This window comes from Bradyrhizobium sp. 18BD, assembly GCF_054185225.1.
In genome coordinates this window covers 217,013-236,040 of sequence record NZ_JAVAYL010000003.1, presented here as the reverse complement: position 1 = coordinate 236,040, position 19,028 = coordinate 217,013, and the positions used below count along the sequence as shown (strand labels likewise).

Genomic DNA, 19,028 nt, shown 5'->3' with positions numbered 1-19,028 from the left:
AGGCCGAAGGGACCGGGTACGGGATCGATGCAGGCTCTATACGCTCAGCTACTGGTGGGACTGATCAACGGCTCGTTCTACGCGCTGCTCAGTCTCGGGCTTGCCGTGATCTTCGGCATGCTCAACATCATCAATTTCGCCCATGGCGCGCTCTACATGATGGGCGCCTTCGTCGCCTATTTCCTCCTGAACCTCGGCGGCATCAATTACTGGTGGGCGCTGCTGCTGGCGCCGATCATCGTCGGCATCTTCGGCATGATCCTGGAACGGACCATGCTGAAATTCCTGACCGGGCTCGACCATCTCTACGGCCTGCTGCTGACCTTCGGCATCGCGCTGATCGTGCAGGGCGTGTTCCAGAACTATTTCGGCTCCTCCGGCCTGCCTTACGCCATTCCTGACCAGCTCAAGGGCGGCATGAATCTCGGCTTCATGTTCTTACCCATCTATCGCGGCTGGGTGGTCATCTTCTCGTTGGTCGTGTGTCTTGCGACCTGGTTCCTAATCGAGAAGACGCGGCTTGGCGCTTACCTGCGCGCTGCCACCGAAAACCCGACTCTGGTCCGCGCCTTCGGCATCAACGTGCCGCGCATGATCACGCTGACCTACGGCCTCGGCGTCGGCCTTGCCGCGCTTGCGGGCGTGCTCTCGGCGCCGATCAACCAGGTGCGGCCGCTGATGGGCGCCGACCTCATCATCGTCGTGTTCGCCGTTGTGGTGATCGGCGGCATGGGATCGATCATGGGCTCCATCATCACCGGCTTTGCGCTCGGAGTGATCGAGGGCCTGACCAAATATTTCTACCCCGAGGCCTCCAACACCGTCGTGTTCGTGCTGATGGTGCTGGTGCTCTTAGTGAAGCCAACGGGATTGACGGGAAGGGCGGCCTGATATGACAGCCTTGACGGACGACACGCTGCCGGTAACCCCGCGCGCGATGCGCGACGAGATGATTGTGTTTGTGGTGATGGCGCTGCTGCTGGCGTCGGTGCCCTTTACAGGAGTCTATCCGTTCTTCGTGATGCAGGCGCTGTGCTTTGCGCTGCTCGCCTGCGCCTTCAACCTTTTGATTGGCTATGGCGGCTTGCTGTCCTTTGGACACGCGATGTTCCTCGGCACCGCCGGCTATTGCAGCGCGCATGCACTGAAAGTGTGGGCACTGCCGCCGGAGCTCGGCATCCTCGTCGGTATTGTCGCTGCTTTTGGTCTCTCGATCATCACCGGTTACATCTCGATCCGCCGCCAGGGCATCTATTTCTCGATGATCACGCTGGCGCTGTCGCAGCTCTTGTACTTCATCTACCTCCAGGCGCCGTTCACCCATGGTGAGGACGGCATCCAGGGCATTCCGCAGGGACGCATGTTCGGCCTCTTCGATCTGTCCAAGCCGACCGTGCTCTATTACGTCGTGCTGGTTGGGTTCCTCGCCGGCTTCCTGCTGATCTACCGCATCATCAACTCTCCGTTCGGCGAAGTCCTGAAGTCGATCCGTGAGAACGAGCAGCGCGCGATCTCGCTCGGCTACCGGACCGACCAGTACAAGTTCCTGGCGTTCGTCCTGTCGGGAACGCTGGCCGGCTTTGCCGGCGCGCTGAAAGTGTTCGTGGCGCAGAACGCCTCGCTCACCGACGTGCACTGGTCGATGTCGGGCGAAGTCGTGCTGATGACGCTGGTCGGCGGTCTTGGCACCATCTTCGGGCCTGTGGTTGGCGCTTTCGTGATCATCGCCATGCAGCAATATCTGGCCAGCTTCGGCCAGTGGGTGACGGTGATCCAGGGCTCGATCTTCGTCGTCTGCGTGCTGACCTTCCGGCGCGGTGTCATCGGCGAAATCGCCCATTACTTCCGGAGATCGCTCTAAATAATTGATATCGCGTCAATTTCATTGGCGCGATAATCCGGTGGATGATCCGGCTCCGCGGGCGTGAGATGTCACGCATGCGGGGCGGAAATGGTTTATGAAAGTTTTGTGACGGCCCATCCGGGCCGGCCATTTCCAACCGGTAGCCTATCCCCATGATGCGATGGTTTCGCGCGTTCCTGCCCAAGGAAGAACGGTTCTTCGACCTGTTCGACCGCCATGCCAAGACCGTGATCCAAGGCGCGATCGCGCTCCAGGGCGTGCTCAACGGGGGCGAGGAGACGCCGGTCTATTGCCAGCGCGTCAGCCAGTTCGAGAACGACGCGGATAACGTCACCCGTGAGGTGCTGACGGCGGTACGCCGCACCTTCATCACGCCGTTCGACCGCGGCGACATCAAGAACCTCATCACCTCGATGGACGACGCCATCGACCAGATGCAGCAGACCGCCAAGGCCGTGATGCTGTTCGAGGTCCGCACCTTCGAGCCGCCGATGCGTGAGATCGGCGCGCTTCTGATCGAATGCGCCAATCTGGTCGGCCGCGCGCTGCCGCTGATGCAGTCGATCGGCCCGAACGTCGCGATGCTGACCGCGATCACGGAAGAGCTGACCAAGCTCGAAGGCCGCGTCGACGATCTCCATGACATCGGGCTGAAGGAATTGTTCCTCAAGCACCGCGACGGCAATGCGATGGATTTCATCGTCGGCGCCGAGATCTACGACCACCTCGAAAAGGTGGCCGATCGCTTCGACGACGTCGCGAACGAGATCAACAGCATCGTCATTGAGCAGGTCTAGCGCATGATCCGGAAAAGTGTGCAGCGGTTTTCCTTCGCGACAAACGCGGAACGCGTTTGCGCGGAGATCATGCGCCAACTTTAAGGGCAGGGCCGCCGTGGATGCTGCTCTCGGTGTTCCCGTCCTGGTCGGCTTGATCGCCGTCGCGCTGCTGTTCGACTTCCTGAACGGCCTGCACGACGCCGCCAATTCGATCGCCACCATCGTCTCGACCCGCGTGCTGCGGCCGCAATTCGCGGTGCTCTGGGCCGCCTTCTTCAATTTCATCGCCTTCATGGTATTCGGGTTGCACGTCGCCCAGACCATCGGCACCGGCATCATCGATCCCGCGGTGGTGGACGCGCAGGTGATCTTTGCGGCCCTCATCGGCGCGATCGTCTGGAATCTCGTGACCTGGGGGCTCGGCATCCCGTCCTCGTCCTCGCACGCGCTGATTGGCGGCCTCGTCGGCGGCGGCATGGCGAAAGCGGGGATCTCGGCGGCGGTGTGGAGCGGCCTGTCCAAGGCGGTGCTCGCGATCGTGCTGTCGCCGCTGGTCGGCTTCCTGCTGGCGATGATGCTGGTGGCGATCGTGTCCTGGCTCTCGGTGCGCTCGACACCCTTCGCCGTCGACCGTGCGTTCCGCATCCTGCAATTCGCCTCCGCCTCGCTCTATTCGCTCGGTCATGGCGGCAATGACGCGCAGAAGACCATGGGCATCATCGCGGTGCTGCTCTATTCGCAGGGCCATCTCGGCAACGAGTTTTCCGTACCGTTCTGGGTGGTGCTGTCCTGCCAGGCGGCGATGGCGATGGGCACGCTGATGGGTGGCTGGCGCATCGTCCGCACCATGGGCCTGCGCATCACAAAGCTGACGCCGATGCAGGGGTTTTGCGCCGAGACCGGCGGCGCGGCGACCCTGTTCATGGCGACCTTCCTCGGCGTTCCCGTCTCGACCACCCACACCATCACCGGCGCGATCGTCGGCGTCGGTGCGGCCCGCCGGGTCTCGGCGGTGCGCTGGAACGTCGCAAGCTCGATCGTCTATGCTTGGGTGATCACGATCCCGGCCTCGGCCATCGTCGCGGCGCTGACTTGGTGGGCGGTCCAGCTCTTCCTCAGGTAACGAATTTCAGCCCGGCGATGCCGGCGACGATCAGGGCGATGCTGGCGAGGCGGAAGGCTGTCGCCGGTTCGCCGAACAGGATGATGCCCAGCGTCGCGGTCCCGACCGCGCCGATGCCGGTCCAGACCGCATAGGCGGTTCCGACGGGCAGTGATTTGAGGGCAAGTCCGAGCAGGATGACGCTGCCGGCCATTGCCGCGAGCGTGATGATGGATGGAACAAGCCTGGTAAAGCCCTCGGTGTATTTCAGGCCGATCGCCCAGGTGATTTCGAGAAGACCGGCGACGAACAGGATGCTCCAGGCCATGACGACCCTCCATTCAAGGCAGGGTCGTCCCCGCAGGCTGATAGGCTGATGAGCAGGAAGGCCGTCCTCCCCCAAGGCCAGTATGGCCAAGGCCGATATGGGGCTGGCCGAAGGGCTCCGCAATCACCAAATGAGGCTTGATCCAGCCCATTTTCCCTGCCAAACGCTCCCGCCATGTCCGACATTGCCGCACCCACAGCCGAATCGCCGGCCCGTTCCCCGCTTGCCGCAGAAGTGGCGCGGCGGCGGACCTTTGCGATCATCTCCCACCCGGACGCCGGCAAGACCACGCTGACCGAAAAGCTGCTGCTGTTCGGTGGCGCCATCAATCTCGCCGGCCAGGTCAAGGCCAAAGGCGAGCGGCGCAACACGCGCTCGGACTGGATGAAGATCGAGCGCGAGCGCGGCATCTCGGTCGTGACCTCGGTCATGACGTTCGAGTTCGAGGGCCTCGTCTTCAACCTGCTGGACACGCCGGGCCACGAGGACTTTTCGGAAGACACCTATCGCACGCTCACTGCCGTCGATTCCGCGGTCATGGTGATCGACGCCGCCAAGGGCATCGAGGCGCGCACTCGAAAGCTGTTCGAGGTGTGCCGCCTGCGCGACATTCCGATCATCACCTTCATCAACAAGATGGACCGCGAGAGCCGCGACGTGTTCGAGCTGCTCGACGAGATCGAGAAGACGCTGGCGCTCGACACCACGCCGATGACCTGGCCGGTCGGCCGCGGCCGCGACTTCCTCGGCACCTATGACGTCGTCAATGGCGGCGTGCGCCTGCTCGAAGGCGGCGGCGCCAAGACCGGCGCGGCGCAGCAGATCGAGATCGAGGAGCTCGCCAAGCTCAACGCCAATCTCGACGTCTCCGCAGTGAAGGACGAGCTCGAGCTCGTCACCGAAGCGTCAAAGCCGTTCGAGTTGGGCGCGTTTCGCGAGGGCCATCTGACGCCGGTCTATTTCGGCAGCGCGCTGCGCAATTTCGGCGTCGGCGACCTCCTCGAAGGCCTCGGCAAGTTCGCGCCCGAGCCGCGCGCGCAGGACAGCGACCAGCGCAAGGTCGAGGCGACCGATCCGCGCATGAGCGCTTTCGTGTTCAAGATCCAGGCGAACATGGATCCGAACCATCGCGATCGTATCGCCTTTGCGCGCCTCTGCTCCGGCAAGCTCAGCCGCGGCATGAAGGCCAAGCTGGTGCGCACCGGCAAGAGCATGCCGCTGTCGAGCCCGCAATTCTTCTTCGCGCAGGACCGTTCGGTCGCGGACGAAGCCTTTGCCGGCGACGTCGTCGGCATTCCCAATCACGGCACGCTGCGCATCGGTGACACCCTGACCGAAGGCGAGGATTTCACCTTCGTCGGCGTGCCGAGCTTCGCGCCGGAAATCGTCCGCCGCGTCCGCCTCACCGACGCGATGAAGGCGAAGAAGCTGAAGGAAGCGCTTCAGCAGATGTCCGAAGAGGGCGTCGTGCAGGTGTTCCGCCCGCGCGACGGCGCACCGGCGCTGGTCGGCGTCGTCGGCGCGCTGCAGCTCGACGTGCTGAAGGCGCGGCTGGACGCGGAATATTCCCTGCCGGTCGAGTTCGAGGTCAGCGAGTTCCAGCTCGCGCGCTGGGTCTCCTCTGAGGATCGCAAGAAGCTCGACACCTTCATCGCCGCCAACACGTCGAGCATCGCCGACGATGTCGACGGCGATCCCGTGTATCTCGCCCGGAACGAGTTCTATCTCGGCTACACAAGGGAACGCGCCGAGGGCATCGAGTTCACCAACGTCAAGGACGTCAAGAAGAAGGGGTAGGCGTCGCCCGGTTAAGCCGGGCGGCGCCAGCATGCTTGAACGCAAGCATGTGAACGGTCGCGGGCTTGACCTTGTCGGGGGCAATGCCACGTTCCACCATGTGATCTTGCGAGCTCGCATCATGTGGCGCGGCCTTCTCGTTTTCATACTGCTGGCGATATCGGCCGTTGCCGCCAACGCGCAGGGTCGCCAGATCAATCCGATTCCGTTTGCGCACGAGCCGTGCAGCGTGCTCGACGGCCGACCCTGCACGCCGTCCTATTGCAGCCCACTCGAGCCCGGCCCCTGCATTCCCGAGATGAATTATCCCTACGGGGAGAATCTCCAGCTCACGATCGAGAGCGTCCCGCCCGCGGCCGATCGCGCCAAATACCAGAAGCCGGATCACGACCTCGACACGATCGGCGACCTCTTCGCCGAATTGCGCACCTGCTGGTCGCCGCCGCCATCCGACGATGCGCGCGCGGGCATGCAGATGTCGGTGCGCTTCAGCTTCAACAAGGCGGGCAGCCTGATCGGTCCGCCGCGCCTGACCTATGCGACCGCCGGCGTTCCCGCCGACATACGGACCAGCTACCTCAACGCGATCAATTCATCGCTGAAGGCCTGCCTGCCGCTGAAATTCACCAGTGGCCTCGGCGGCGCCCTGGCCGGGCGGCCCATCGCCATCCGCTATGTCGATAATCGCGAGCTTGGCAAGTAGCGCATCGGTTGCGACCGGTGGCCAATCGATGATACCTCAGAGGCGGGGGCTGCTTGAGGGGAGGACGTCGTGGGTCTGCTGGTCATGATCCTGGGGCTGGTGCTGTTTTTCGCGGCCCATATTTTCACAACGAAGCGCGAGGCGCGCGCGCAGGCGATCGCGAGACTGGGCGAGGGGACCTACAAGATCCTCTATTCGGTGGTCTCACTCGCGGGGCTCGCACTGATCATCTGGGGCTTTGCCCATTATCGCAGCTCCGGCTGGATCGACGTCTGGTATCCGCCGAAGGCGCTGAAGCACATCACGGTCGCGCTGATGCTGCCTGCGGTGATCCTGGTGGTTGCCTCCTACATGCGAGGCCGCATCTATGCGACGCTGAAGCATCCGATGCTGGCCGGCATCAAGCTGTGGGCGGCTGCGCATCTGCTCGCCAATGGCGATCTCGGCTCCATCATCCTGTTCGGCTCGTTCCTGGGCTGGGCGGTGTATGATCGGATCACGTTGAAGCATCGCAAGGATGGCGGCGGCCCGCCGATCCCGGTGGGCGGCGTCACCAATGATCTGATCGCGATTGCGGTCGGCATCGTCGCCTATCTGGCGCTCGCCTTTGCGTTCCATCCTGTCGTGATCGGCGTTCCCGTGATCGGGGTCTAGCCGATCGGCACAAGACAGGACCCGCACGATCATGCGCGGAAGGTAACAAGAGCAACAAGCCGAGGCGTTCCGATGGACTGGTCGCAATCTCAGATCCCGCCGATGCACCTCGAGGCGCGCTTTGGCGATCGGGTGGTGCCGGCTTTCGGCGATCGGCCGGCGAGCCTGTGGGCGATGATTGCGGACGCGTGCGTCCGCAATCCCGACGGCGAGGCGCTGATCGCAGGCGATATCCGCCTGAGCTGGCGGCAGACGGTGGAGCAGGCCGCGCGGATCGCGACCGGCTTTCGCAAGCTCGGCCTGCAACGCGGCGATCGCGTTGCGATCCTGCTCGGCAACCGCATCGCATTTCCACTGCTGCTGTTCGCCGCCGCGCATGAGGGCCTCGTGACGGTGCTGCTCAGCACGCGTCAGCAGAAGCCGGAGATCGCCTATGTGCTCGCCGATTGCGGCGCCAGGATCCTGATCCATGAAGCGGGGCTCGCCGAGCGCTTGCCCGATGCGCAAGATGTGCCCGATCTGATCCACCGCATCGCCATCGACGACAATCCGTCGCTGTCGCGCTTCGCGGTGCTCGCAGACAATGCTCGGGCTCCGGCGCCGATCGAGGTGGGCGAAGAGGACACCGCGATGATCCTCTACACCTCGGGCACGACGGGCAAGCCGAAAGGCGCGATGCTGGCCCACTGCAACATCGTGCATTCCTCGATGGTGTTCGTGTCCTGCCTGCAATTGACGCAAGCGGACCGCTCGATCGCGGCGGTGCCGCTCGGTCATGTCACCGGCGTTGTCGCCAACATCACGACCATGATCCGCTGCGGCGGCGCGCTGATCATCATGCCCGAGTTCAAGGCTACGGATTATCTCAAGCTCGCGGCGCGCGAGCGCGTCACCTACACTGTGATGGTGCCGGCGATGTACAATCTCTGCCTGCTCCAGCCGGACTTCGACAGCTATGACCTGTCGAGCTGGCGCATCGGTGGCTTTGGCGGCGCGCCGATGCCGGTCGCCACCATCGAGAAGCTCAAGGCGACGATTCCCGGGCTGAAGCTGGCGAACTGCTACGGCGCAACCGAGACAACGTCGCCATCGACGATCATGCCGGGCGAGCTGACGGCGAGCCATATCGACAGCGTCGGCCTGCCGTGTCCCGGCGCACGCATCGTCGCGATGGGACCGGAGGGGCGCGAGCTGCCGCCCGGCGAGATCGGCGAGCTCTGGATCCAGAGCGCGTCCGTCATCAAGGGCTATTGGAACAATCCGAGGGCCACGGCGGAAAGCTTCACCAGCGGTTTCTGGCACTCCGGCGATCTGGGCTCAGTCGATGCAGAAGGCTTTGTCCGCGTGTTCGACCGCCAGAAGGACATGATCAATCGCGGCGGCCTGAAGATCTATTCGGCCGAGGTCGAATCCGTGCTCGCCGGCCATCCGGCGGTGGTCGAGAGCGCGATCATCGCCAAGGCGTGCCCGGTGCTGGGCGAGCGCGTCCACGCCGTGGTGGTGACGCGCGCTGCGGTCACCGACGCCGCGCTGCGGGCCTGGTGCGCCGAGCGCCTGTCGGACTACAAGGTCCCCGAAACCGTGGCGATCACCACTGAGGCGCTGCCGCGCAATGCCAACGGCAAGGTGGTCAAGCGGCAGCTGCGGGAGCTCCTGGGGGCCTGAGCCGGGCAGGCGGCTCCGGGCTCGCCCGGGTGGTTAACGCCTTGATTGGGCTCGCTTTGCCTTGCCACCGCCATATCCTTAGGGTACCTCGCCGCCACGCGGGGACGGGATTCCTGGCGCGAACGCCTTGGCGCGCGCACCCGGACGGGCATGGGATTATCATAAGTGTCTGAATTATTTGACGAAGTCGACGAGGAAGTACGTCGCGAACAGTTCAAGAAGCTGTGGGACAGATATTCGATCTACTTCATCGCCCTGATGGTGCTGATTGTGGCCGTCGCCGCTGGCTGGCAGGGTTATAAGTACCTGGAGGCCAAGAAGGCTGCCGAGGCCGGCGCCGCCTTCGAGAAGGCCGCAGAGCTGTCCGACCAAGGCAAGCATGCGGAGGCCGAAGCGGCCTTCACCGAGCTCGCCGGCAAGGCGCCGTCGGGTTATCGCACCCTGGCGCGGCTGCGCGCTGCAGCCGAGGCCGCCAGTCGCGATCCCAAGGCCGCCGCCAAGATGTACGACGAGATTGCCGTCGATCGCGGCGTGGGTGGTGAGTGGCAGGATCTGGCGAAGATTCGCGCTGCCGGCCTGCTGGTTGACAGCGCCAGCTACGCCGACATGCAGCAGCGGCTGGAGTCTTCCGCTACGCCCAAATCGACGTTCCGCCACACCGCGCGCGAGATGCTGGCGCTGTCGGCCTGGCGCAACAACGACACCACCGCGGCCCGCAAATGGCTCGACGCGATCGCCGAGGACGGCGAAACGCCATCCGGCCTGCGCTCGCGCGCCGAGGCGCTTCAGGCCCTGCTGCCGCCCGTCGCCAAGAGCTGACGACGGTCTTCTGACGAGACGAGACACCAAGATGCGCCGCACGCCACGTTTGATCTCAGCCGCCGTCCTGATCGCCTTCACGGGCCTCCTGGGCGGCTGCTCCAGCGGCGGATTCGATCCGAGCGACATGCTCGACTTCCTCGACACCAAGAAGAAGCTGCCGGGCGACCGCAAGCCGGTCTTCCCGGAGGGCGTGCCGGGTCTCGAGCAGGGCGTCCCGCGGGAAATGTACAAGGGCGCGCAGCAACAGCAGGTGGATCCGAACGCGCCTGCCGTCGCCGCGCTGCCGCCCGAGCCGCAGCCGCCCGAGTCTGCGAAGCCGGCGAAGGGCGCCAAGGCCAAGAAATCCAAGCAGCCGGCCGCAACCGCAGCCGCTCCGGCTGAGGCGCCCGCGGGCGAAGTCGATGGTGAGGCCCAGCCGGAGGCCGCGCCGGCGCAGGCCGCTCCGCCGCCCAAGCAGAAGATCGTCCGCAAGCGCACCACCGCGCCGCCGCCGGACCAGCCGGTCCAGCAGGCACAACCGACCCAGACCACGCAGCAGCAATCGCAGGGCGGCTTCCCGGCGCCACTGCCGAGCGGCAGCTTCTCGCGCTAGAGCATGATCCGGCAAAGTGCGAAGCGGTTTTCCGGAAAGATCATGCTCAAATAACAACCTAAAGCGCGATGGCGATTCATCCCGATCTCATTGCGCTTTAATTTTTCCACTGCATTGACAGGCGCAGCCCCGGCAGCGCACGAATGACCGATGTCCTTCACGATTGCCATCATCGGCCGGCCCAATGTCGGCAAATCGACGCTGTTCAACCGCCTGGTTGGGCAGAAGCTCGCGCTTGTCGATGATTTGCCGGGCGTCACCCGTGACCGCCGCGAGGGTGAGGCAAGGCTCGGCGATCTCCAGTTCACCATCATCGATACCGCCGGCCTCGACGAGGGCGCCAAGGGCTCGCTGACCGCGCGCATGCAGGAGCAGACCGAGGCCGCGATCGCGCAGGCGGATGCGCTGTTCTTCGTCATCGACGCCCGTATCGGCCTCACGCCAAACGATCGCGCCTTCGCGGACTTCGCCCGCAAGGCCAACAAGCCGGTGCTGCTGATCGCCAACAAGAGCGAGGGCAAACACGGCGATATCGGCGCGATGGAGTCCTTTGCACTTGGCTTGGGCGATCCCATCCAGATCTCCGCCGAGCACGGCGAGGGCATGGGCGAACTCTACGATGCGCTCGCCAAGCTGATGCCGGAGCCCGTCGAGGAAGACGAGGACGAGGACGACGCGCCGCTGACCGAGGAAGAGGCCGCGACGCGCCCGATCCGGGTCGCCATCGTCGGCCGACCCAATGCCGGCAAATCGACGCTGATCAACCATCTGCTCGGCGAGGAGCGTCTGCTGACGAGCCCGGAGGCCGGCACCACGCGCGATTCCATCGCGGTCGAGATCAACTGGAAGGGCCGCGATTTTCGCGTGTTCGACACGGCGGGTCTGCGCCGGCGCTCGCGCATCGAGGAGAAGCTGGAAAAGCTCTCGGTCGCGGACGCGCTGCGCGCGGTGCGTTTTGCCGAAGTTGTCGTGCTGATGATGGACACGCAGAACCGCTTTGAGGAGCAGGATCTGCGCATCGCCGATCTGATCGAGCGCGAGGGCCGGGCGATCGTGCTCGCCGCCAACAAATGGGACCTGATGGAGACCAAGGGCGGCGGTGCCATCTCGGGCCTGCGCCGCGATGCCGATCATTGGCTGCCGCAGGTCAAGGGCGTGCCGATCGTCGCCGTTTCGGGCTTGATGGGCGAGGGCATCGACCGCCTGATGCAGGCGATCCAGGACGCCTATGCGGTCTGGAACCGGCGCGTGCCGACCTCGGCGCTCAATCGCTGGTTCGAGCAGGCGATCCAGGCCAATCCGCCGCCGGCCGTGTCCGGCCGCAGGCTGAAGCTGAACTATATCACCCAGAACAAGGCGCGCCCGCCGAGCTTCGTGCTGTTCTGCTCGCGCGCGGATGCGGTGCCGCAGTCGTACTTGCGCTATTTGACCAATTCCATGCGCGAGACGTTCGATTTGCCGGGGACACCTGTGCGCATCACGCTTCGTGAAAAGGCCAACCCCTTCGCCCACAAGCGCAAGCGGCCGTCGTGAGCGACGGCGCCGGCAAGGCGACGGCGCCAAGCGCAGCGCCGGTCCGGCGCGGTGCGGTCGCCTTCGTCTTCGTCACCATCCTGCTCGACATGCTCGCGCTCGGCGTGATCATGCCGATCCTGCCAAAACTCATCGAGAGTTTTGTCGACGACGACACCGCCCATGCGGCCCGCATCTTCGGCCTGTTCGGCACCGCCTGGGCGCTGATGCAGTTCGTGTTCTCGCCGGTGCTCGGCGCGCTGTCGGATCGTTTCGGCCGACGCCCGGTGGTGCTGCTGTCGAATTTCGGGCTCGCCGCCGACTATGTGCTGACGGCGCTGGCGCCGTCGCTGCTCTGGCTGTTCATCGGCCGCGTGATATCAGGCATCACCTCGGCGAGCATCTCGACCGCCTTTGCCTATATCGCTGACGTCACGCCGCCGGAGCGACGCGCCGCGATCTTCGGCAGGATCGGGGCTGCCTTCGGCGCGGGCTTTGTCCTGGGCCCGGCGCTCGGCGGCCTGCTCGGCGACATCGATCCGCGCCTGCCGTTCTGGGCAGCGGCCGCGCTCAGCTTCGCCAACGCGCTCTACGGGCTCTTCGTCCTGCCGGAATCGCTGGCGCCGGAAAAACGCGCGCCGTTCCGCTGGATCCGCGCCAACCCGATTGGCGCGCTGCATTTGCTGCGGTCCAACGCGGCGCTGGCCGACTTGTCCGTCGTCAACTTCATCGCGCAGGTCGCGCATGTCGTGCTGCCCTCGACCTTCGTGCTCTATGCGACCTATCGCTACGGCTGGGATTCCAAGACCGTCGGATTGACGCTCGCCATGGTCGGCATCTGCGCCATGGTGGTGCAGGGGCTCGCGATCGGCCCGATCGTGCGCCTGCTCGGCGAGGGCAACGCGCTGTTGATGGGTTTGTGCTGTGGCGCGATCGGCTTCGTGATCTTCGGTGCTGCGCCGACCGGGCCGCTGTTCTGGATCGGCATTCCCGTGATGTCGCTGTGGGGCATCTCGGGCGCCGCCATGCAATCGCTGATGACGCGGCTGGTCGCGCCCGATCAGCAGGGCCAGTTGCAGGGCGCGACCGCGAGCGTGCAGAGCGTCTCGCAGCTCGTCGGCCCGTTCCTGTTCACGCTGACATTTTCCTACTTCATCGGCGCCAGCGCGCCGTTGCATCTTCCCGGCGCGCCGTTCCTGCTCGCGGCGGTGCTGATGGTGGTGTGCGTGGCGATCGCGATGCGGGCGCTCGCGACCTCAAAGACGGTCCCGTAGGGCCGATTAGCGAAGCGTAATCCGCCATCTTGTTCTTGGTGAGCGAAGAGGCGGGTTACGCCTTGCGGCTAACCCGCCCCACGAAGTGGACTACGAGCTCGCGCTCACTTCTTCACCAGCGGGCAGTCGCTGTCCTTGAGCGGCTTGGCGGCATCTTCCGCCGAGATGGTCGCGACCAGCTTGTAATAGTCCCACGGACCCTTCGACTCCTCCGGCTTCTTCACCTCGAACAGATAGGCCGGGATGATGCGGCGGCCGTCGATCCGGAGCGGGCCCTTGCCGAACAGCGGATCGTCGGTCTCGATCTCCTTCATCTTGGCGACGACCTTGGCGCCGTCATGCGGATTGCCGCCGAGTGCATCGAGCGTCTTGAGGTAATGCAGCACGGCGGCGTAATTGCCGGCCTGGGTCATCGACGGCATCGCCTTGTTGGTCACCTTCTCCTGGAAGCGCTTCGAGAAGGCGCGGGTGCCTTCGTTGAGGTCCCAGTAGAAGGATTCGGTGAAGGTCAGGCCGTGGGCGGTCTTCAGACCGAGCGAGTGGACGTCGTTGATGAACAGCAGCAGCGCGGCGAGCTTCTGGCCGCCCTCGACGATGCCGAACTCGGCTGCCTGCTTGATCGAGTTGGTGGTGTCGCCGCCGGCATTTGCAAGTCCGACGATCTTCGCCTTCGAGTTCTGCGCCTGCAGCAGGAAGGAGGAGAAGTCCGACGTATTGAGCGGATGCTTGACGCCGCCGAGCACCTTGCCGCCGTTGGCGGTGACGACCGCGCTGGTGTCGCGCTCGAGCGCGGCGCCGAAGGCGTAATCGGCGGTCAGGAAGAACCAGCTGTCGCCGCCGGCCTTGGTCAGCGCCTTGCCGGTGCCGGTGGCGAGCATGTAGGTGTCGTAGGTGTAGGAGATGGTGTTGGCGTTGCAGGCCTTGCCGGTGAGATCAGCGCTGGCACCGCCATTGTTGAGCAGGACGACGTTCTTTTCCTTGGCGACGTTGCTGACCGCCAGCGCGACGCCCGAGTTCGGCGTGTCGGCGATCACGTCGACCTTCTGGGTATCGATCCACTGCCGCGCGATGTTGACGCCGACGTCGGGCTTGTTCTGGTGATCGCCGCTGATGACCTCGATCTTCCAGCCCTTGGCAAGCAGGCCGGAATCCTCCACCGCCATCTTCACCGCGACGACGGCATTTGGGCCGCCGATGTCGGCATAGAGGCTGGACATGTCGTTGAGCACGCCGATCGTGACGGTCTTGTCCTGGGCGTAGGCGGATGTGGCAAAACCGAAGGCGGCACAGGCGAGAAGGGCCGCGGAGCGGCGCGCGAACGTCGTCGTCATAAAAGGTTTCCTCCATTGTCAAATATGCGGATGGCTCTCTTGCGGAGCCTTGTTCCGGCTGATGGCTCTACCGTGTCCCGTGGTTTGCGGCAATGCGCCTAAAGCCGGATGACGCTGCGTCGTAGCGTCATCCGTCGGTTAACTTTTGGGCAAGATGCGTCAAGGCGCTATTTCAGCGCGTCCGAGGTCAGCTTGAACTTCTGGATGCGCTTTCCGGTATCGACCTCGGCGGTATAGACGTTACCCTTGGCGTCGATGGCCATGGCATGGACCCAGTGGAATTGGCCGGCGTTGCGGCCGTTGCGACCGAAGCTGCCAACCACACTGCCGTCGTCACGCTTGATGATCCGGATCTCGTTGTTCTCGCCGTCGGCGCTGAGCAGGTAGGTCTGCTTCGGATCCGGCCAGATCGCGATGTCCCAGACCGCGCCGTTGCCGAGCGTGTTCTTCTCGAAGAAGAACTCCTTCACGAAGGTGCCGTCCTTCTTGAAGACCTGGATCCGGTTGTTGATGCGGTCGCAGACGTAGACCTGCCCGTCATTGGCGAGCTTCACGCAGTGCACGGGATTTCCGAATTGCTGCGACACCGGCGCCGTGGGATCATAGGCCGCCTGCTTGGCATCATCAGGCTTGTTGCCGTAGGCGCCCCAGTGCCGCTTGTAGGCGAGCGTCGTTGCGTCGAACACGATGACGCGCCGGTTGCCGTAACCGTCGGCGACGTAGATCTCGTTCGCCTCCTTGTCGAGTGCGGTCTCGGCGGGCTTGCCGAGCTGCGTCGTGTCGTTGCTGCCGAGGCTTGGCGCGATCTTGCCGATCTGGGAGACGAACTTGCCGTCGAGCGAGAATTTCAGGATCGCGTTGTCATTGTCGGCATTGCCGCCGATCCAGACGAAGCCGCGCTCGTCGACCTCGATGCCGTGCTCGCGGCCGACCCATTCATAGCCTTCGCCCGGTCCGCCCCAGGACCGCAGCAGATTGCCGTCGCTGTCGAACTCCAGCACGGGCGGTGCCGAGACGCAGCATTTGGAGCGCGGCGGATTGAGGCTCGCGCCTTTCTCGTCGTCGGTAAGTGAGCGTGGGCGATGGATCACCCAGATGTGGCCCTGCCAGTCGACGGTGATGCCGCCGACCTGGCCGAGGATCCAGTTGTTCGGCAGCGGCTTTGGCCAGGAGGGATCGACCGCGAAGGTCGGGACGTCGCCGGCAGTCGCTGTGCCCGGAAGCACGAGCGCGATGGCTGCAATCAGGACGGAGAAGGCGTGAGAAACGCGTGCGAGCGCACGCGAAAGGCCTGCGCGATCATGCCATGGTGTCATGGCGACCTCCCTTTTTGGCTTACGGCTTGCCGCCGCTTGAGCGCGGGCAGTCAATCGCGGGGAGGGGCCCAAGTCAATCAGGCAAGGCGATTACGCAGGCGCGCGGAAGCTCATCAGGCTGCGGGTCCTGTAGTCGTAGAACTTGCCGGTGTCGGTCCAGCCGGGCGCGCACATCGGCACGATGAATTCGGCGACCTGCTCGGGCGTGTCGAGCGTCGCGGGGTCTTCGCCCGGCATCAGCGTGGCGCGCATGCGGGTGCGGATCGGGCCGGGGTTGAACAGGTTGACGCGGAGCGGCGTGTTCGCGGTCTCTTGCGCCCAGGCGCGCGCCAGCGTCTCCAGCGCGGCCTTGGAGGCGGCATAGGGGCTGACATAGGCGGTCGCCTTGTTGGCGGCGCCCGAGGTGATGAATACGGCGCGGCCGGCGTCGGATTGCTTGAGCAGCGGCTCCATGCAGCGGATCAGCTGGAAGTTCGCGGAGACGTTGACGGCCATGACGTCGTTGAACGTCTTGAGCTCGATATGACCGATCGGCGAGGAGGGGCCGAGCACGCCGGCATTGCCGACGAGGATGTCGAGCTTGCCATAACGCTCGTGCAGGCCGGCTCCTAGCCGTGCGATGCCGTCGGAATCGGTGAGGTTGAGCGGCACCAGCGTGGCGCTGCCGCCCAGTTTCCGGATCTCGTCGTCGAGCTCCTCGAGCCCGCCCTGGGTGCGCGCCGTGGCGACGATATGCGCACCGGCCTTCGCCAGCGCGAGTGCCGTGGCAAAACCGATGCCGCGCGAGGCGCCGGTGACGAGAGCGATGCGGTTGGCGAGGGCTTTTGTCATGGCGGGGTTTTACAGGCATGGATAGCCGGGACAAGCCCGGCCATGACGGAATTTGGGCCTGCGAGCCTAGCTACCGCCGGACTGCATGTTGTCGCTGTTGGTTCCGTTTCCCGAGCTGTCGGGCGTTACCTTCATACCCTGCCTGAAGGCGAAGACGACGAAGCCGACCAACAGCCCTCCGCAGAGAATGGCGATGGCCAGCTGCATCGGCGCGCTCGCGTCAGCTCGCCTCCGCCAGCAGCGACAGCTGTCGCGGCTGCTGTTCGGTCTGGGTCTGGTCGGTGAGGTGGGTCGGATAGGCCCCGGTGAAGCAGTGATCCGAGAATTTCGGATTGGCGGGGTCGCGGCCGGGCTCGCCCATGGCGCGATACATGCCGTCGATCGACAGGAAGGCGAGCGAGTCGGCGCCGATGATCTCGCGCATCTCCTCCAGCGAATGCGTCGCGGCCAAGAGGCCGCCGCGGTCGGGCAGGTCGATGCCGTAATAATCGGGGTAGAGGATCGGGGGTGACGCGAGGCGGAAGTGCACTTCCTTCGCGCCGGCATCGCGCATCATGCGCACGATCTTCTTCGAGGTGGTGCCGCGCACCAGCGAGTCGTCGATCAGGATGATGCGCTTGCCTTCGATCGCCGCGCGGTTCGCCGAATGCTTCATGCGCACGCCGGACTCGCGGATCGCCTGCGTCGGCTGGATGAAGGTGCGGCCGACGTAATGGTTGCGGATGATGCCGAGCTCGAATGGCACGCCGGAATACTGGCTGTAGCCGACCGCGGCGGGCACGCCGGAATCCGGCACCGGCACGACGACGTCGATCGGCACATGGCTCTCGCGCGCGAGCTGCGCGCCGAAGGCCTTGCGCACCTCGTAGACCGAGCGGCCGTGAACGATGGAATCCGGCCGGGAGAAGTAGATGTACTCGAAGATGCAGGGACGCGGCGCCATCGGAGGGAACGGCTTGTGAATGTCCTGGCCGTTCTCGTCGAACACGATGACTTCGCCGGGCTCGATGTCGCGCACGAAGCGCGCGCCGATGATGTCGAGCGCGCAGGTCTCGGAGGTCAGGATCGGACAGCCGTCGAGCTCGCCGAGCACCAGCGGACGGATGCCGCGCGGATCGCGCGCGCCAACCAGCTTCTTGTTGGTGAGCGAGACCAGCGCATAGGCACCTTCGATCTCGCGCAGCGCGTCGATATAGCGCTCGATGAAGCGGGCGCGCCTGGAGCGCGCGACCAGATGCAGGATCACCTCGGTGTCGGTGGTCGACTGCATCATCGCGCCGTGCCTCACGAGCTCGCGGCGCAGCGTCAGGCCGTTGGTGAGATTGCCGTTGTGGGCGACCGCGAGGCCGCCGGCGTTGAGCTCGGCGAACAGCGGCTGCACGTTGCGCAGGATGGTTGCGCCGGTGGTGGAATAGCGGACATGGCCGACCGCCATGTTGCCGGGCAGGCGGTCGATCACCTCGCGGCGGGAGAAGGTGTCGCCGACGAGGCCGAGGCGGCGTTCACTGTGAAAGCGGCTGCCGTCGTAGGAGACAATGCCGGCGGCCTCCTGGCCGCGATGCTGAAGGGCGTGGAGGCCGAGCGCGGTGATGGCGGCGGCGTCGGGGTGTCCGTAGATGCCGAACACGCCGCATTCCTCGCGCAGCGTATCCCCCTCCAGGTCGTCCTGAACCTCTAGCGCAGCCGGGTTCAAACCGGCCTTGGGATCGAGATCAAGTTGGGCGTCCTGGTCAGGGTGTCGCATCTCGTCCGCGCCTCTCTCTAGGGCTCTATCAACGCGCCGCAGGTTTCTCGATCAGCTTCTTCATGCCGTCACGAGCAGATTTACTGTATCCGTCGCCACTGCCCGAAGGCTGCTGCTCGGAATCAGCTTGATCATCATCTGGTTTGTTTTTCTTGAATCTCTTCAAGATGGTGTTCTCGGGGTCGTCAGGCAAGAGGGCCATCAGCCAATCCCCGGTTCCCTGGAGCACCACGCGGGATTTCGCCCCCGTGACCCAGTCCGGGCGCTGCTTGTCCGGCACCAGCCAGGTGAAGAACAGGAACGCGACCACGACGATCAAAAGCCCGCGAGCGAGGCCAAACAGGAAGCCCAGAGTGCGGTCCAGCGCGCCGATGCGCGAATCCAGGATCATGTCGGAGATCCGGACCGTGATCACGGAAACCACGACCAGGGTACCGACGAACACGCCGGCGACCACGACCACGCTCGCGACGGTGTCGTTGTTGAAATAGGTCTTGGCGGTCGGCAGCAGCTTCGAGAACGAGTAGAGCGTCACGATCGCGGCGGCGCCCCAGGCCGCGATCGAGAGGATTTCGCGCATGAAGCCGCGGACCATGGCAAGCAGGCCCGAGATCAGCATCACACCGAGCAGGATCAGGTCGAGGAGTGTTACTGGCATCGGCTGGTCTGGTCCGCTCGTACTCTCAAAGATGCTCAGCGAATCGGTGCTTGGCC

The 19,028-nt window shown here is 64.7% G+C and carries 20 protein-coding genes; 12 read left to right on the top strand and 8 right to left on the bottom strand.

Annotation, left to right across the window (positions count from 1 at the left end; translation table 11 throughout):
• Window positions 1-27 precede the first annotated feature (27 nt).
• From RAD16_RS07220 to RAD16_RS07205, 4 genes are all read left to right on the top strand, one after another.
• On the top strand, window positions 28-891 hold the full coding sequence (locus RAD16_RS07220; protein WP_458157179.1) for a branched-chain amino acid ABC transporter permease: 864 nt from the start codon (window positions 28-30) through the stop codon (window positions 889-891).
• A gap of 1 nt (window position 892) precedes the next feature.
• Window positions 893-1,861, top strand: a complete 969-nt coding sequence (locus RAD16_RS07215; protein WP_458157178.1) for a branched-chain amino acid ABC transporter permease — start codon at window positions 893-895, stop codon at window positions 1,859-1,861.
• A 155-nt stretch (window positions 1,862-2,016) separates the two neighbouring features.
• Window positions 2,017-2,661, top strand: coding sequence for a DUF47 domain-containing protein (locus RAD16_RS07210; RefSeq protein ID WP_458157177.1), 645 nt, complete (start codon window positions 2,017-2,019; stop codon window positions 2,659-2,661).
• A 97-nt stretch (window positions 2,662-2,758) separates the two neighbouring features.
• Window positions 2,759-3,766, top strand: coding sequence for an anion permease (locus tag RAD16_RS07205; RefSeq protein WP_458157176.1), 1,008 nt, complete (start codon window positions 2,759-2,761; stop codon window positions 3,764-3,766).
• On the opposite strand, the gene sugE is transcribed toward RAD16_RS07205, so the two are convergent.
• On the bottom strand, window positions 3,759-4,073 hold the full coding sequence (sugE, locus tag RAD16_RS07200; protein ID WP_283044285.1) for a quaternary ammonium compound efflux SMR transporter SugE: 315 nt from the start codon (window positions 4,071-4,073) through the stop codon (window positions 3,759-3,761). The genes RAD16_RS07205 and sugE overlap by 8 nt on opposite strands.
• A 174-nt stretch (window positions 4,074-4,247) precedes the next feature.
• Between sugE and RAD16_RS07195 the strand changes: the two genes are divergently transcribed.
• The 6 genes from RAD16_RS07195 to RAD16_RS07170 all read left to right on the top strand — a co-directional run bounded on the left by RAD16_RS07195 (window position 4,248) and on the right by RAD16_RS07170 (window position 10,306).
• Window positions 4,248-5,870: a peptide chain release factor 3 gene (locus tag RAD16_RS07195; protein WP_458157175.1), complete on the top strand. Its 1,623-nt coding sequence runs from the start codon at window positions 4,248-4,250 to the stop codon at window positions 5,868-5,870.
• 121 nt (window positions 5,871-5,991) lie between these two features.
• On the top strand, window positions 5,992-6,573 hold the full coding sequence (locus RAD16_RS07190; RefSeq protein WP_458157174.1) for a hypothetical protein: 582 nt from the start codon (window positions 5,992-5,994) through the stop codon (window positions 6,571-6,573).
• 69 nt (window positions 6,574-6,642) lie between these two features.
• Window positions 6,643-7,227, top strand: coding sequence for an NnrU family protein (locus RAD16_RS07185; RefSeq protein ID WP_458157173.1), 585 nt, complete (start codon window positions 6,643-6,645; stop codon window positions 7,225-7,227).
• Between the two features lie 72 nt (window positions 7,228-7,299).
• Window positions 7,300-8,892: a class I adenylate-forming enzyme family protein gene (locus RAD16_RS07180; RefSeq protein ID WP_458157172.1), complete on the top strand. Its 1,593-nt coding sequence runs from the start codon at window positions 7,300-7,302 to the stop codon at window positions 8,890-8,892.
• 165 nt (window positions 8,893-9,057) lie between these two features.
• Window positions 9,058-9,711: a tetratricopeptide repeat protein gene (locus RAD16_RS07175; RefSeq protein ID WP_458157171.1), complete on the top strand. Its 654-nt coding sequence runs from the start codon at window positions 9,058-9,060 to the stop codon at window positions 9,709-9,711.
• Window positions 9,712-9,742: 31 nt separating this feature from the next.
• Window positions 9,743-10,306 (top strand): hypothetical protein, encoded by a 564-nt coding sequence (locus tag RAD16_RS07170; RefSeq protein ID WP_458157170.1) that lies wholly within the window; start codon window positions 9,743-9,745, stop codon window positions 10,304-10,306.
• Here the strand turns inward: RAD16_RS07170 and RAD16_RS07165 are convergent.
• Window positions 10,303-10,467 carry a hypothetical protein gene (locus RAD16_RS07165; protein WP_458157169.1) on the bottom strand — a complete coding sequence of 55 codons (165 nt, stop codon included), beginning with the start codon at window positions 10,465-10,467 and terminating at the stop codon, window positions 10,303-10,305. The genes RAD16_RS07170 and RAD16_RS07165 overlap by 4 nt on opposite strands.
• Here RAD16_RS07165 and der point away from each other — a divergent pair.
• On the top strand, window positions 10,457-11,839 hold the full coding sequence (gene der / locus RAD16_RS07160; RefSeq protein WP_458157168.1) for a ribosome biogenesis GTPase Der: 1,383 nt from the start codon (window positions 10,457-10,459) through the stop codon (window positions 11,837-11,839). The genes RAD16_RS07165 and der overlap by 11 nt on opposite strands.
• Window positions 11,836-13,092 carry a TCR/Tet family MFS transporter gene (locus RAD16_RS07155; protein WP_458157167.1) on the top strand — a complete coding sequence of 419 codons (1,257 nt, stop codon included), beginning with the start codon at window positions 11,836-11,838 and terminating at the stop codon, window positions 13,090-13,092. The genes der and RAD16_RS07155 overlap by 4 nt, the downstream gene beginning before the upstream one ends.
• Window positions 13,093-13,196: 104 nt before the next feature.
• Here RAD16_RS07155 and RAD16_RS07150 read toward each other — a convergent pair whose 3' ends face one another.
• From RAD16_RS07150 to RAD16_RS07125, 6 genes are all read right to left on the bottom strand, one after another.
• Complete coding sequence (locus RAD16_RS07150; protein ID WP_458157166.1) at window positions 13,197-14,423, bottom strand: ABC transporter substrate-binding protein; 1,227 nt, start codon at window positions 14,421-14,423, stop codon at window positions 13,197-13,199.
• Window positions 14,424-14,590: 167 nt separating this feature from the next.
• Window positions 14,591-15,739, bottom strand: a complete 1,149-nt coding sequence (locus RAD16_RS07145) for a hypothetical protein (RefSeq protein ID WP_458157165.1) — start codon at window positions 15,737-15,739, stop codon at window positions 14,591-14,593.
• Window positions 15,740-15,829: 90 nt separating this feature from the next.
• The gene (locus tag RAD16_RS07140) at window positions 15,830-16,570 is read right to left on the bottom strand and encodes an SDR family NAD(P)-dependent oxidoreductase (RefSeq protein ID WP_458157164.1); all 741 of its coding nucleotides are present in this window, start codon (window positions 16,568-16,570) and stop codon (window positions 15,830-15,832) included.
• Window positions 16,571-16,636: 66 nt separating this feature from the next.
• Window positions 16,637-16,777: a hypothetical protein gene (locus RAD16_RS07135; RefSeq protein ID WP_458157163.1), complete on the bottom strand. Its 141-nt coding sequence runs from the start codon at window positions 16,775-16,777 to the stop codon at window positions 16,637-16,639.
• A 13-nt stretch (window positions 16,778-16,790) separates the two neighbouring features.
• Window positions 16,791-18,314, bottom strand: a complete 1,524-nt coding sequence (gene purF, locus RAD16_RS07130) for an amidophosphoribosyltransferase (RefSeq protein ID WP_458157162.1) — start codon at window positions 18,312-18,314, stop codon at window positions 16,791-16,793.
• Window positions 18,315-18,342: 28 nt separating this feature from the next.
• The gene (locus RAD16_RS07125; protein ID WP_212286129.1) at window positions 18,343-18,972 is read right to left on the bottom strand and encodes a CvpA family protein; all 630 of its coding nucleotides are present in this window, start codon (window positions 18,970-18,972) and stop codon (window positions 18,343-18,345) included.
• Between the last annotated feature and the right edge of the window lie 56 nt (window positions 18,973-19,028).